This window comes from Variovorax sp. GW821-FHT09A10, from assembly GCF_059418385.1.
The window spans coordinates 394,012-407,895 of record NZ_JBWKPT010000003.1 but is presented as its reverse complement, the minus strand read 5'-3'; the positions used below and the strand labels follow the sequence as shown (position 1 = coordinate 407,895).

Annotated in this window: 15 protein-coding genes; 8 read left to right on the top strand and 7 right to left on the bottom strand. The window is 66.3% G+C overall.

The genetic code is table 11. The features are described 5' to 3' along the window. Positions 1–272 precede the first annotated feature (272 nt). On the top strand, positions 273–1,448 hold the full coding sequence (locus AC07Q9_RS15145) for a class I SAM-dependent methyltransferase (protein ID WP_495310451.1): 1,176 nt from the start codon (positions 273–275) through the stop codon (positions 1,446–1,448). A 406-nt stretch (positions 1,449–1,854) separates the two neighbouring features. Here AC07Q9_RS15145 and fusA read toward each other — a convergent pair whose 3' ends face one another. Continuing rightward, positions 1,855–3,915 carry an elongation factor G gene (fusA, locus tag AC07Q9_RS15140; RefSeq protein ID WP_495310449.1) on the bottom strand — a complete coding sequence of 687 codons (2,061 nt, stop codon included), beginning with the start codon at positions 3,913–3,915 and terminating at the stop codon, positions 1,855–1,857. A gap of 170 nt (positions 3,916–4,085) precedes the next feature. Continuing rightward, positions 4,086–4,535: a hypothetical protein gene (locus AC07Q9_RS15135; RefSeq protein WP_495310447.1), complete on the bottom strand. Its 450-nt coding sequence runs from the start codon at positions 4,533–4,535 to the stop codon at positions 4,086–4,088. Between the two features lie 244 nt (positions 4,536–4,779). Here AC07Q9_RS15135 and AC07Q9_RS15130 point away from each other — a divergent pair, with 244 nt between their 5' ends. Continuing rightward, the gene (locus AC07Q9_RS15130) at positions 4,780–5,133 is read left to right on the top strand and encodes a hypothetical protein (RefSeq protein WP_495310445.1); all 354 of its coding nucleotides are present in this window, start codon (positions 4,780–4,782) and stop codon (positions 5,131–5,133) included. Here the strand turns inward: AC07Q9_RS15130 and AC07Q9_RS15125 are convergent. Then, entirely contained in the window at positions 5,130–5,336 is a 207-nt protein-coding gene (locus AC07Q9_RS15125) for a hypothetical protein (RefSeq protein WP_495310443.1), read from the bottom strand. The two genes, AC07Q9_RS15130 and AC07Q9_RS15125, sit on opposite strands and share 4 nt — an antisense overlap. A 180-nt stretch (positions 5,337–5,516) precedes the next feature. Here AC07Q9_RS15125 and AC07Q9_RS15120 point away from each other — a divergent pair, with 180 nt between their 5' ends. Next, positions 5,517–5,921 (top strand): OsmC family protein, encoded by a 405-nt coding sequence (locus AC07Q9_RS15120; RefSeq protein ID WP_489058626.1) that lies wholly within the window; start codon positions 5,517–5,519, stop codon positions 5,919–5,921. 11 nt (positions 5,922–5,932) lie between these two features. Here AC07Q9_RS15120 and AC07Q9_RS15115 read toward each other — a convergent pair whose 3' ends face one another. After that, a complete protein-coding gene (locus tag AC07Q9_RS15115) occupies positions 5,933–7,093 on the bottom strand; it encodes a porin (protein ID WP_495310441.1) in 1,161 nt (386 codons plus the stop codon). A gap of 214 nt (positions 7,094–7,307) precedes the next feature. Between AC07Q9_RS15115 and AC07Q9_RS15110 the strand changes: the two genes are divergently transcribed. From AC07Q9_RS15110 to ltaE, 4 genes are all read left to right on the top strand, one after another. After that, positions 7,308–8,249 carry a LysR family transcriptional regulator gene (locus AC07Q9_RS15110; protein ID WP_495310439.1) on the top strand — a complete coding sequence of 314 codons (942 nt, stop codon included), beginning with the start codon at positions 7,308–7,310 and terminating at the stop codon, positions 8,247–8,249. 105 nt (positions 8,250–8,354) lie between these two features. After that, positions 8,355–9,347, top strand: a complete 993-nt coding sequence (locus AC07Q9_RS15105) for a tripartite tricarboxylate transporter substrate binding protein (RefSeq protein ID WP_492676470.1) — start codon at positions 8,355–8,357, stop codon at positions 9,345–9,347. Then, positions 9,344–10,543: an amidohydrolase gene (locus AC07Q9_RS15100; RefSeq protein WP_495310437.1), complete on the top strand. Its 1,200-nt coding sequence runs from the start codon at positions 9,344–9,346 to the stop codon at positions 10,541–10,543. Before AC07Q9_RS15105 ends, AC07Q9_RS15100 begins: the two co-directional genes overlap by 4 nt. Further along, entirely contained in the window at positions 10,540–11,580 is a 1,041-nt protein-coding gene (gene ltaE, locus AC07Q9_RS15095; RefSeq protein WP_495310435.1) for a low-specificity L-threonine aldolase, read from the top strand. The genes AC07Q9_RS15100 and ltaE overlap by 4 nt, the downstream gene beginning before the upstream one ends. A gap of 12 nt (positions 11,581–11,592) precedes the next feature. On the opposite strand, the gene AC07Q9_RS15090 is transcribed toward ltaE, so the two are convergent. After that, the gene (locus AC07Q9_RS15090; RefSeq protein WP_495310433.1) at positions 11,593–12,273 is read right to left on the bottom strand and encodes a GNAT family N-acetyltransferase; all 681 of its coding nucleotides are present in this window, start codon (positions 12,271–12,273) and stop codon (positions 11,593–11,595) included. A gap of 140 nt (positions 12,274–12,413) precedes the next feature. Then, a complete protein-coding gene (locus tag AC07Q9_RS15085) occupies positions 12,414–12,812 on the bottom strand; it encodes a hypothetical protein (protein ID WP_495310431.1) in 399 nt (132 codons plus the stop codon). Positions 12,813–12,874: 62 nt separating this feature from the next. Here AC07Q9_RS15085 and AC07Q9_RS15080 point away from each other — a divergent pair, with 62 nt between their 5' ends. Next, positions 12,875–13,309 (top strand): hypothetical protein, encoded by a 435-nt coding sequence (locus AC07Q9_RS15080; protein WP_495310429.1) that lies wholly within the window; start codon positions 12,875–12,877, stop codon positions 13,307–13,309. A 198-nt stretch (positions 13,310–13,507) separates the two neighbouring features. On the opposite strand, the gene AC07Q9_RS15075 is transcribed toward AC07Q9_RS15080, so the two are convergent. Beyond that, the gene (locus AC07Q9_RS15075) at positions 13,508–13,882 is read right to left on the bottom strand and encodes a hypothetical protein (protein ID WP_495310427.1); all 375 of its coding nucleotides are present in this window, start codon (positions 13,880–13,882) and stop codon (positions 13,508–13,510) included. Positions 13,883–13,884 lie beyond the last annotated feature (2 nt).

Sequence of the window (13,884 nt, the reverse complement as noted above, 5' to 3'; positions counted from 1 at the left end):
TCGCAACGCGGCGAACGGGGGAAGGCTATTCAGCACTGTCTGCTCATCTGTTCCATCTGGCTTCGAGTCAACCTTCGGCAGTCCCGTTCGGACGGATTGCGGTCGCCGGGTGCTGGCCGGCATGGAACCTCCAATCGTTCGGGGCGCGCTGCTGTCACTGCCGACCGGGTACTCCCAGGCTTTGGCTGGGGCTTCTAGTCGTTTGTGGCGGACGAGTTGGTGTTCAAATTGAACGGCAGCGAGAGCCCAGCAACCAGCGCAGAGGTACAAACGTGGAAAAAGTCGAGCTTCCTTCTATCTTCGAATTGGATTTTTATCGGCAACAACAACCCGAGTTGTCTCATCTCGCTTACGAAGATGCGCTGGAAAACTATCGAACAGAGGGAATTTCCAAGGGGCACTTGTGCAGCCACGGGGCACTGCGAGGCCATCTTCTTGATTTTGCGAAGAAAGAAGGCTCAATTTTGGAGATTGGCCCTTTTCATTCGCCTTCCATCACTGGTGAGAACGTTCGTTATATGGACGTTCTATCCACCGAGGAACTCTTCGCAGCAGTCAAGAAGGCCGGGCATGAGACATCAAGGGTTCCAGAGATTCACTATGTCGCGCCGAAAGGCGGATTCGACATGGTTGACCGGAAATTTGCTGCCGTCTTCAGCGGCCATTGCATTGAACATCAACCTGATCTGATCAGGCATTTTCAGGGTGTCTCCAGTGTCCTTGAAGACGGTGGCCGCTACTACATCGCCTGTCCGGACCGGCGCTATTGCTTCGACCACTATCTGCCGGAAACAGCCGTGGTGGATATTCTTGCGGCGTACCATGCCCAACGCAGAGTGCATTCCGCAAGGAGTTTCCTTGCGCAAAGACTGCATCGATCCCACAACGATGCTGCCCGACATTGGGCGGGGGACCACGGCGCGCCGGATGGTCAGAACTATCGAGATTTGAAAGAAGAAATCTTCGTCGATCTTCCGGGCGACGAGGCGTACCACGATGCCCATGCGTGGCAATTTACGCCCACTTCATTCTTCGAAATAATCAATTTCCTGCATGGGGCAGGGTTCATCGATTTTTCCGTCGAGCGCGTCTATCACACGAGATTTGCAACGCAAGAGTTCACGGCGGTGCTTCGAAAGGGAAGTGTTGATCTGGACAGGAGCGAGGTGTTCGTGGACCAGACTCCTGAGAAGGATGTTGTCGCCGCCATCAAGTCGAAAAACGAGAGTTTGCAGGCCGAAATTGAAGCTCTGAAAGAGAGTGCGCTGCCCGAGATCGAAGCTCAGACAAGGCAAATCGAGGAGTTGAATGCCCAGAAGAACTCTGCCGAAAAATTGGTCGAGCATTTGAGTGGCGAGTTGAGAAGCATCCACGCGTCGCGGTCGTGGGCTGTGACTCGTCCTCTTCGAAAGCTCAGCGCTCAGTTCGGAGCCGGACGGACCCGATGACGGAGCGGCGGGCGTGCCACCCTCGAAAAACGAACGGGGGCAGGCCCTTTCACATCGACCAACTCAGTAAATAGATGAACGGGTCAGAGCCACAAGCTCTGACCCGTCTTTCTTTGGCTTTGACGAATGGGACTGGTTTTCGGACCACCAGCTCTGACCGCAACGTGAGCACGGCCGGGCGAGAATCCATCGACCCCCTCCGCCTTCCCGCTCCACCCGAATCGCCCAGCGCCCGCGCCTGGTCAGGGGTGTACGGCTGGCGCGGTGCGGCGTGGGCCTGGGAGGCGGACAGGACGAGCAGGGTAGACAGGACCAGCGGCAGCAGTTTCTTCATCGGGGAGCCCGTGCGGACGAACGACGGATGCAGGCCATTAGGCCATCGCAGCGTCATGCCCCCGGCGTGCCCCTAGTCGTCGTCGCGCACCCGGTACTGCCCCATCAGCGTGCGCTGCACGGTCGGCGGCACGGCCTCGTAGTGCGACAACGTGAGGGTGTAGCGCCCCTGGCCGCTGGTCATCGCATTGAGCCGCGACTGGTAGTTGGCCAGCTCGACCTCGGGCACCTGTCCGCCGATGGCCACCGTGCCGGCCCCCAGGCCCGACGTGCCGGTGACCAGGCCGCGCCGCGACGACAGGTCGCTCGTGACGTCGCCCACGGCGTGCTCGGGCACGGCGATCTCGATCTGGACGATCGGCTCGAGCACGGCCGGTTGCGCCTCGCGGATCGCCGCCATGAAGGCCTTGCGGCCGGCGGTCGCGAAGGCGATGTCCTTGCTGTCCACGCTGTGGTGCTTGCCGTCGTACACCACCACGCGCACGTCGACCACGGGGTAGCCGGCGATCGCGCCGTAGGCCAGCACCTCGCGCACGCCTTTCTCGACCGCGGGGATGAACTGGTTCGGAATGGCGCCGCCCCTGACTTCGTCCGCGAACTGAAAACCCGCGCCGCGCGCCAGCGGCTCGATGCGCAGGAAGACTTCGGCGAACTGGCCGGCGCCGCCGGTCTGTTTCTTGTGGCGGTGGTGGCCCTCGGCCGACGCGGTCACGGTCTCGCGGTAGGCGATGCGCGGCGGGCGCGTCAGGACCTCGAAGCGGTACACCTCGCGCAGGCGCTCGAGCACGAGGCGCAGGTGCAGCTCGCCGAGGCCGTAGAGCACCGTCTCGTTGGTCGCGGCCACATGCTCGATGCGCAGGCACGGGTCTTCGGCCGCGAGCTTGCCGAGAATTTCCCAGGCGCGCTGCTCGTCGCCGTGGCGCTTGGGCTCCACCGCAAGGCCGTGCACCGGCACCGGGAACGGCAGCGGCGCGAGGTGCACGTGGCTGTCTTCGGCCGCGTCGTGCAGCACGGCATCGAAATGGATCTCGTCGACCTTGGCCACCGCCACGATGTCGCCGGGCACCGCGCGCGACACCTCGACATGGTCCTTGCCCTGGAGCATGAACAGGTGCCCCACCTTGAACGGCTTGCGGCCGTCGCCGATGTAGAGCTGGCTGTCGCGCGTGACCGTGCCCTGGTGCACGCGGAAGATGCCCATCTTGCCGACAAAGGGGTCGATGGTGACCTTGAACACGTGCGCCAGCACGTGCAGCGACGCATCGGGCAGGGCCTTCATGGGCTGGGCCTGCGCGCCTTCACCCACGATGAACTCCGGCGGGTTGCCCTCGGTCGGGTCGGGCAGGAGCTTGACGATCACGTCCAGCAACTCGGCCACGCCGGCGCCGCTGCGCGACGACACGAAGCACACCGGGATCAGGTGGCCTTCGCGCAGCGCCTGCTCGAGCGGCGCGTGCAGCTCGGACGGGTCCACGTCGCCTTCCTCGAGGTAGCGGTCGACGAAGGCCGCGTCGACCTCGACCACCTGCTCGACCAGCGCGCGGTGCGACGCTTCGACGGGGCCGAAGTCGGAGCGCCCGAAGCGGTTGAAGAAGCAGTCGATCACCTGCCGGTTGACCCCGTCGGGCACGTTCAACGGCAGGCATTCGCGGCCGAAGGTGGCCTGGATGTCGGCCAGCAGGCCCGCCAGCGAGACGCCCTGCGAGTCGATCTTGGTGACGACGATCATGCGGGCCAAGTGGCGCGAGGCCGCGTACGCCATCATGCGCACCGCCATCGGCTCGATGCCGGTGGCGGCATTGATGACCACCGCGACCGTTTCGACCGCCTCGAGCGCCGGCAGGCTCTGGCCGAGGAAATCGGGGCCGCCGGGCGTGTCGATGAAGTGGATGCGCGTGGCGGCATGCGTGAGGTGCATCACCGAGGCATTGAGCGAATGCAGCATGCGGCGTTCCAGCGGGTCGTGGTCGCTGACGGTGCTGCCGCGTTCGATGCTGCCGCATGCGCCGATGGCACCGGCCTTGAACAGCAAGGCCTCGGCCAGCGAGGTCTTGCCGGAAGCCGCGGCGCCCACGAGCGCCAGCGTTCGCACGGCTTCCACTTCGGCCGCGAGGCCGTTCGATCGGCTTGGCATGGCGGGTCTCCTTTGCGCGTCCGCAAGACCGGCCCGGCGGCCCGCAGGGGCTCGGGTGTTGCGCGTGGACGCCGGGTCAGCGTACGGGATTGACCGTGCCGATGCAAGCTGGGGAGGGCCCGCTATCGGGCGTCTGGCTCAGGCACGACGCGCGGCCTCACGGCGGCCGCTCAGGGCTCCTGCGGCGCGAGGCCTTCGGGCGGTAGCCTGCCCAGTCGCGTCGAGGTGGCGCGCTCCGTGCGGATCTTTCGCAGCGTGTTCGTCAACGCCTGCGGGCTCGTGTTGAGCTGCCTCGCCGCCTTGGCCGGGCGCATGCCCTCGACCAGCACCAGCCGCGCGGCGGCAAGGGAGGGGGTGGCCTGCAGGTGCAGCAGCCCGGCCACTTGCCAGAACTCGGCCGAGGTGAAGGTGCCCACGTCGGGCGGCAACGATCGCGAGGGGACCGCCTTGCGTTTCTCGAAAACGCAGTGGGGTGCGGGGTCCATCTGCGCGACCCGCGCGATCAGGGCCTCGAGATAGGCCTGCGTGGCGGGGGTGTTGGAAACCCAGTTCGAATGGACGACCAGCTTCGTCCCGTCGTCGGGAAACGTGTGCTCCCAGCTGACCCTCAACTCCGTCATGGCCGGCCGCGAAACGAGCGCATCGATGGATGGCTGGTTTCCATGTGATTAATTCGCATACGTGAAGTATGTCGCAGCAGCACGCACATCCTTTCCGTGGTGTCGCCAGTGTGACCGATGGGTGGGGTTTTGAATGGGCCTTTTCGGTGTAGGCGGAGAAATCCGGTTGCACCATCGCCGTCATCGAAAATCATGAAAGCCGGGCAATGCCCCGCAGGGTTTGTTTCTTGGACGGGGAGCCGACATGTCGAATATTCCGAAGCGCGTGACCACCCGCTTCCTGGCCTTCTGGATGGCCATGTTTCTCCTGGTGCCGCCCGCATCTGCGGCCGGTGACCTGCCCCGCCTGACGAAGGGCGAAGACTACGGCGTGGTGCGCACGCGAATGATCCAGGCGGGGTGGAGGCCGTACCACGCCCCCGACGCCGACAGGTGCAGCGCCTACGACGCGCGCTGCGTCAACAGGCCCGAGATGGTGGCGTGTGCGGGCACCGGCGTGGGCGCCTGCAAGTTTCTCTGGAAGAAGGGCGCGCACATGCGCGCCCTGTGCACGGCGGGCGAGACGAGGGCTGTCTTCTTCGCTGTCTGCGAGCCTTAGGCCGATCCGGCGGGTGCCTGGGCAGACGCCTGCGGCACTTCCTGCGGGGTATGAATCGGCGCAGGCGGTCCGCAGTCGTCAGGCATCTTGCGCGAGATGCCTCTCACGAGATGGCGGGGGACGTGGTGTGTCTTGATGAACAGTGCCAGCGCCTCGCTGCGCGCGGGCTCGCAGACCGGTAGAAACATGTGCAGTGCGCTCATGGTGTCGTTCCGTCGATGCCAGGCAGGAAGGCGGCGCACCCGCTTGTGCCGGGTGGCTGGCGACCCCTGGCATGGCCGCCCGGCGAGCATTATGAGCGCCTGGATCAACCGCGTTGGCGCTGATGTTTTAGGGCGGTCCGGCCACGCCAGAATGCTTGCTTGTCAACAGGAGCACACCCCATGGGCCACACCGCAACGATCGTCTCCACCGACGTCAATTTCAACCACCGCATCCAGGTCGGCAAGTTCCAGCTCGTGGCGGACGAGCCGGCATCGCTGGGCGGGCAGGGCGCGGGGCCGGCGCCTTACGACTACTACCTGGCCGCGCTCTCCGCCTGCACCGCGATCACGCTGCGGATGTACGCCCAGCGCAAGGGCTGGGAACTCGGCGAGTTCAAGGCCGAGCTGAGCTTCACGAAAGACGCGGACGGCAAGGCGCACATCCACCGCGTGCTGCACGCCAGCGCACCGCTCACCGATGCGCAGTGGAGCCGCCTGCTCGAGGTGGTGGCCAACACGCCGGTCACGAAGACCATGCGCGAAGGCGCGGAGATCACGAGCGAGCGCGGGGCGGCTGCGGCCTGATCTGCGGCCGGTCAGAAGGCATGCCGGATGCCGACGTCGTAGCCGGTCGACGTCGTCGGCACGAGGGACGCGCTGCGCAGGTAGGCCGGGCCGCCGATGGTGATCGCCGCGCCGTTCTTGTTGCGCAGCCGGGCCACGGTGGCGTACAGCGCGGTGCGCTTGGACAGGTTGTGCAGGTAGCCCACCGCGAGCTTGCTGGCCTGCGGGTCGGGGCGGTTGTCGTTCAGGTGCTCGTCGTAGACGGCCCGTGAATAGGTCGCACGGATCACGCCCACACCCACCGGCACGGTGACGCCGACCAGCGCGCTGTTCAGCGTGGCGTCGGGCAGCGGCGAGACAGGCGGCCTCGCGTAGTCGCGGCCGGCCTTGCTGCGGTTGACCCCTGCGTAGAACTTGGCGAAGTTGAAGTCGTAGGTCAGCCCCAGGCTTGCGAGCTGCACTTCGTCGGTGGTGCCTGCGTTGTAGTCGTCGCCGGTCGTGCTGCGTCCGAAGGCAATGCCGATGTCCAGCGGCCCCTTGGCGTAGCCGAAGCGCGCGCCGATGTGGCGGCCGGTGCGCGTGCTGTTGGGCGGTGGCGGCGTGGTCCACAGCGTCTGCTTGGTGCCTTCGTGCAGCGCGTACATCGCCTGGCCGTAGAAGCCGCCCAGGTTCGGTGGCAGGAAGTAGGCGATGGAGTTGTTCGCGCGCGAGACGCGGTCGAGCCGCGAACCGGTGTTGGCGATGAAGGTGAGGGCGGCTCCGGCGCCGTTGAAGCTGAAGGGGTCGACGAGCACGTCGTTGACGAACACCGGCATGTAGTCGCGGCCCACCCGCAGCTCGCCGAAGGTGCCCAGCAGGCTCAGGGTCGAGCGGCGCGAGAAGGTGGCGATGCCGGTGGCGCCGTCGTCGTTGGTGACGGGGGCTTCGAGCCAGAACGCCGCCGCCATGCCGCCGCCGAGGTCTTCCTGCCCCATGAAGCCCAGCCGGCTGCTGGCGCTGCGGCTGTTGGCCAGTTCGGTGCGCGAGAGCGAGACGCTGCCGCCGAGCGGCGACAGGTTCTGCGCCCGGTTGGTGGTCGAGGTGATCGAGGCATCGAGCACGCCGAAGATCGTGAGGGTGGACTGGGCGTGCGCCGCACCCGATGCGACAAGGGCCAGGGCCAGGGTGGCCGGGGCGATCGATCTCTTCTTCATGCGTTGTGTCTCCGTTGTTGTGCTGAGGGCTGCGTTGCCGGCCGCGATTCTTCTTTTGGGGCGGGGGCACAACAAATGAAAATTGAGACCGAGAGGTCTGCTTTGCTTATGGCTGGGTGCCCCGGCCTCAGGGACACAACCCATGGCCGCGCGTGCAAGGGGCGCTTAGCATCCGGGCTTTCCCGCCGAGGCCGTCGCGGCCTGCTCCCGTGCCATGACTCCGTCGTCTGCTGTTCTTTATGCGCGTCTCATGACGGGGGCGCGCTTTCGCCATCTGCAGGCCTTCGCTGCCATCGCCGAGTTCGGCAGTGCGCAGCGCGCGGCCGACGCGATCGGCCTGACGCAGCCCGCGGTGACGCACCTGGTGGCCGACCTGGAGGAGTTTCTTCAGTGCCCGCTGTTCCATCGCCATGCGCGCGGCATGCGCATGACGGACATGGCGCGCGAGCTGCTGCCTTTCGTGCAGCGCTCGCTGGCCACGCTCGAGGCGGGCACGCAGTTCGTGGCCTTTCGCCAATCGAGCGGGCACAGCATCGTGCGCGTGGGTGCGATCCATGGCGCCATCAACGGGCTGCTGGTGCGGGCGCTGCCGGCCTTCGGGCAATCGAAGCCCGACATCCTCGTGCAGCTGCAGGAGGCCAATGCCGCGGAATCGAGCGCGTTGATCTCGAATCGCGAGGTCGACCTCATGCTGTGCCGTGAACCGCCGGTGTGGCCCGAGGGCTGGGAGTTCGCCGACCTTCTGCCCGACCGGCTCGTGGTCGTCGCCGGCCCGAACCATCCGCTGGTGCGCAAGCGCGGGCTGCGCCTGTCGGACCTGCTGGACGAGATGTGGCTCATGCTGCATCCCGCGACCCACGCACGAAAGACCTTCGACGCCCTCATGGCCGCGCACGGCACGGCAGCGCGTTACCGCAAGCTCGAGGTCCGCTCCAGCGCGATGGTGCTGGCTCAGTTGCAGAGCGAGACGCTGCTCAGCTTCACGCCCTACAGCGCGATGCGCCAGTTCATCGACATGGGGCAGATCGCACTGATCGATGTGACCGACCTGCCCGCGTTGCCGCCGCTGGGCATCCTGAGCGTGCGCGACGAGCGCGGCGAGGCCGCGAACCTGCTGAAGGACCATCTGTTCCGCTTCGCTGCGAAGCACCCCTGAAGCTATAAGCAGGATGCATGGCTGGGGCATGCAAGGCATTGGTTCTCGACGGGGCGCCATTGAAGAATGGCCTTTCCCGTTCATTCCAGCGACATCCATCCGACCATGCCAAGAAGAACCCGACTCCTCGCCGCCGCGCTGCTGTGCGCCGCGGCCTTTCACGGCCATGCCGCACCGCCCGAGGCTTACCCGAACAAGCCGGTGACGGTCGTGGTGGCATACCCGGCGGGCGGCTCCGTCGATGCCATGGCGCGGGCGCTGCATGTGGCGCTCGGCAAGCAGCTGGGGCAGCCGGTGCTCATCGAAAACCTCGGCGGCGGTGCCGGCGCCATCGGTGCGGCCAAGGTGGTGCGTGCCCGCGCCGACGGCTACACGCTGCTGCTCGGCTCGGTGAATGAAGTGGTGCTGGCACCGCTGGTCAATCGCGCCGTCAGCTACAAGACCGACGACCTGGTGCCGGTGGCGCGTGTCGGCGACTCTTCGTTCGTCCTGGTGGGGCGCCCCGGCATTGCCGCGCGCACCACCGACGAGCTGATCGAGTTCGCGCGCAAGAACCCCGGCGCACTGAGCTACGCGACCTCGGGCATCGGCACCTTGCAGCACGTGGTCATGCGCGACATCCAGGAGCGCAGCGGCACTTCGATGCTGCACGTGCCGTACAAGGGCGGCTCCACGCAGGTGACCGACCTGCTGGGCGGCCAGGTCGACCTGACGCTGGTGGCCCCGGCCACCTTTCCAGAAGCCATCGAGAGCGGTCGTGTGCGCGGCTTCGGCACCACCGGCCTGCAGCGCGACGAGCTGCTCAAGCACGTGCCCACGCTCAACGAGAGCAAGTACCTCAAGGGCATCGACCTGAACACCTGGCTGGGCTTCTTTGTGCCGCGCCACACGCCGCCGGACGTCACCCAGCGCCTGTCGGCCGCTGTCGATGCCGTGCTGGCCGACGACAAGGTGGCGGCGAACCTGCGGCGCATCGGCTTCATGCCGGCCGCCGCGGGCGCGCGCCCGGGCTTCGCCGAGGTCGTGGCCGAGACGCAAGGCAAGATGCAGGGCATCGTCTCGCGCATGCCGCCCGAGAAGAGCGAGGTGGCGCGATGAGCCTCCTCGACCTCGCCAACCGGCACATCGACGAGATCGCGGCCATCCGCCGCGACATCCACGCCAACCCCGAGCTGGGGTTCGAAGAGATCCGCACCTCCGCGCTGATCGCCGGCAAGCTGCGCGACTGGGGCATCGAGACCCACGAGAAGGTCGGCAACACCGGCGTGGTCGGTGTCGTGCGCGGCCGGCGCGTGGGGGCGGGCGCCATCGGCTTGCGCGCCGACATGGACGCCCTGGCCCTGTGCGAGCAGAACACGCTGGGCCATGCCTCGACGGTCCGTGGCCGCATGCACGCCTGCGGCCACGACGGCCACACGGCGATGCTGCTCGGCGCGGCCCAGGCCCTGGCCGAGAACCCCGACTTCGAGGGCACGGTGCACCTGATCTTCCAGCCCGCGGAAGAAGGACGCGGCGGCGCGCTGGCGATGCTCGAGGCGCAGCTGTTCGAGCGCTTTCCCTGCGACCGCATCTTCGGCATGCACACCATGCCCGCGCTGCCGCTGGGCCAGTTCGGCATCCGCAGCCACGCGATGATGGCGGCGTCGGGGCGATGGCAGGTGCGCTTCAACGGCACCGGCGGCCATGGCGGCGCCTACCCGCACCTGTCGACCGACCTGAGCGTGGTGCTGGCGCACTTCATCCTCGGCCTGCAGTCGATCGTCAGCCGCAACGTGGCGCCGACCGACCCGGCCACCCTCAGCGTGGGCCACATCGGCGCGGGCGACCCGGAGGCCATGAACGTGATTCCGGCGGAGCTGCGCATCTCCGGCACCATGCGCGCGTTCTCGGACGAGGTGCAGGTGCTGCTCGAAAAGCGCCTGCGCGAGCATGCGGAGCACGCGGCCGCCACCGAGGGAGCGTCGGTGCACGTGAAGTGCTGGTGGAACTCCGTGCCGCTCGTGAACGACCCCGACGCCACGCGCAACGCGATCCGCGCTGCGCACGACGTGGTGGGCCTGCAGGCCGTGAACCCCGAGCAAGCGCCGCTGACAGGCGGTGACGACTTCGCGTTCTTCGCGCGCAGGCGCCCCGGTGCCTACATGCTGATCGGCAACGGCCTGGGCAAGGGTGACGGCCAGGGCGACGTGCACACGCCGTACTACGACTTCAACGACAAGGCCTTGCCGCTGGGCATCGCCTACTGGCTCTCGGTCGTCAACAAGGAACTCGGCGGCACGCTGGGCGCGGCATGAACGCGTGCGTCGATCTGCGCAGCGACACGGTCACGCGGCCCACGCCCGCCATGTACGAGGCGATGCAGCGCGCGCCCGTGGGTGACGACACCTATGGCGAAGACCCGACCGTCAACGCACTGCAGTCGCGCATCGCCGGCATGCTGGGCTTCGAGGCGGCGATGTTCGTGTCGTCGGGCACGCAGGCCAACCTGTGCGCGGTGCTGGCGCATTGCGGGCGCGGCGACGAATACATCGTCGGCCAGATGGCGCACTGCTACCGCTGGGAGGCCGGCGGCGCGGCGATGTTCGGCGGCGTGCAGCCGCAGCCGCTCGACCATGCAGAAGACGGCACCTTGCCGCTGGCGGCGATCGCCGACGCGATCAAACCGGACAACGAGCACTTTGCCGTCACGCGGCTCCTCGCGCTCGAGAACACGTTGGGTGGGCGATGCCTGCCCGATGCGTACCTGAGTGCGGCGACCGATCTGGCGAGGCAGCACGGCCTGTCGACGCACCTGGATGGCGCGCGCTTGTTCAACGCGGCCACGGCCTCAGAGGCGACGTCGCCCGAGGCCGGCGCGCGGCGCATCGCGGGGCACTTCGACTCCGTGTCGGTGTGCTTCAGCAAGGGGTTGGGCGCGCCGGTCGGCAGTGCGCTGTGTGGCAGTGCGGCCTTCATTGCGCGGGCGCGGCGTGTGAGAAAGGCCGCGGGTGGTGCGATGCGGCAGGCCGGCGTGCTGGCGGCCGCGGCGCTGCATGCGCTGGACCACCATGTCGATCGGCTCGCCGAAGACCACCGGCTGGCAAGGCTGTTGTACGAAGGCATTTGCGACAGCCCCGGGGTGCGTGCGGAGGCGCCGCAGACCAACATCGCGTTTCTTGATCTGGCCGATCGGGGGCAGGACACGGCGCGTGCGCTTCAACAGCACCTGCAAGAGAAAGACATCCGCGTCTCGATGCTGTACGGCCGGCTGCGCCTGGTCACGCACCGGGACGTGGATGAAGCCGGCGTGCTGCGCGCCCTTGATGCGCTGCGCGAATTCCTGAGGCGGTAGCCGTACCGCCGCTCAGCGCCGCGAGATCACGCGAACCACCGGTTCGCTGTGCACGCGGAAACCCATGCGCTCATAGATGCGCCGCGCGCCCGCGTTGCCCTGCATCACATGCAGCACCGGCACTTCGCCGCGCTGCATCTGCTGCGCCACCAAGCGCGTGACGAGGCGCTTCGCGTAGCCCTTGCCCTGCGCATCGGGATGCGTGCAGACACCGCTGATCTCGCGCAGCGTGCCGGCGGCCATGCGCTCGCCGGCCATCGCCACGAGCCGGCCGTTGTCGTCGAAGCAGCCGAAATACTCGCCGAGCTCGATGGTCCGCGTGGAGAAGGGGCCGGGGCGCGTCAGGGCGGCGAGGGCCAGCACTTGTTCTACATCTGCTGCGCCCAGCCGGACCACATCAGGAAGCGAGTCGGCCACGGGCGCAGGCGCGTCCCAGATCATCTTCACGATGACCGACTCCATGTCGACCTGCCAGGTGGACGGCGCGGTGCCCGACCAGCCGATGGCATAGAAGTGCTCGTCCGGCGTGCAGAAGGGCAGAAGCGCGTCGAGGTCGGGGTGCAGTGCGTCGGCAAACCCGACGATGGGGGAGAAGCCTGTGGCGTAGCGGCGTGCGGTCGATGTGCCGGCGGCAAAAGACGCATGCGGGCCCGAGAGGGCGTGCCAGGTGAGGTTGGTGAGGAGGTCTGTCATGGGACTGGATTCTTTCGGTCTGACAGGAACCGTTGGTGCGCCGTCCGCTGTAGTGGGAGCGGCGCCTCCTCGTCGGTGACGAGGAGGTGTGTCGCATCGCACGGCGAGGGCAACCTCGCCGGCGTCAGCGACTCAGTGCATCAGCACTTCATGGCCGTGGCTTGTGCGGCGAAGGCGTCGGAAGCGGCCTTGCATGCAGCGCCGAGTTGTGCGGCGTTGGCGCCGTAGCTGGCCCAGGTGGCCTTGGTCTGCTCGAGGCTGCCCTTGAGCGCGTCGGCGGCGGCGCCGCTTTGCTTGCCCACGCAGGCGCTCACCTTGTCCAGGTACTCCTGGCATTCCTTGGGCACGTCGGCCGATGCCGTGGTGGTGGCGGCAGGCGCTGCAGCAGCCGGCGCGCTGGCGGCCGGAGCGGGTGCCGGCGTGGCCGGTGCGGTGGCAGCAGGTGCTGCGGGAGCGGCCGGCGCTGCGGGCGTGGACTCTTGCTTCGAGCAAGCGGTGATGGCGGCAGCCGCGAAGATGAGTGCGAGCAGTTTGTTCATTTTTGTCTTACATGAGCGAGTTGGATGATGTGCCTCGTCTCGTGTCCCGCAGCGCGCGCTGAGTGCGCCAGGAACGCAAATATCAAGGCCATTTCAGTATCGCCGTGTTGCAGTGGCTTGCCTGTGACTGGAACGTGGTCAGTTGGTTTGCAGCGACGCAAATGGCACAAAAATCGTCTCTTATTGTTAATTCTTGCCGGGCTGTGATTGCCGTGCCGCGCAGGCTGGCGGCCGCAGCGCAAGGCCGGCAAGTCCGGGGCGCACGCATCAAGCTGCGATTCAGTGAAATCCAATTGATCATTTGGTATTACATCAATCCAAAGCTGGATCTGAAGCGGCGTTGGCTGGGCGCATGTGCAACCGGTTGCGCTGTTGTCAGCACAGCGATCGCGAGCGTCGCAATGAACTTCCCGCATTGGCGTGCAGTTGTTTTTCAATTCGATTTGCATGTAGTAAAAATAACTACATGCATTGAGAAAATACGCATTATTTGGTGATTCATATGCCGCACGCCAATTGCGTTGATCGCGTGTCGCCGCTCGCTCCGTCGAATTGAAGTTCAGCGCTTCGATGGACGCTGTTTACATTCCAATTGGCCGACCCGCGCATTGCCGGACTCTCGTTCGGCTGAAAAGCCGACGCGCGCCCGTCGCTCGCGATTCAAGGCGTTCGCTAACCGCTGGCCGGGGTTCTTGTCAGGGGTGGAGCGGAATATCACGGAAATCCGTAGGTGAATGCGACGTCATCAGGGTAACAATTGTTTTCGGCAAATAGTAAAAACACCGATTGAACGTTGCTTTATGTTCAACGGCATTGATTTGGCGAAGTTTGCGTTCGTTAACGGTGGACACAATTGAGTATTTGTCGTCACACTTCGGCGCATGCCCAGTTCCAAACTGCCCCAATTCCTCCGCCCTCGTTCTCATCGATTTGCGCTGGAAAGCCGGCAGCTTTTTGATGGGGCCGCTTTTGTAGAAGCCGCCGCCGCGGCACCTCCGGATGCGTCTCAGGGCCAGCACGTGGAGGCGCCGCATGCCGCCGACGCGGCTGCGCCGGTCACCGTGCCGCATGG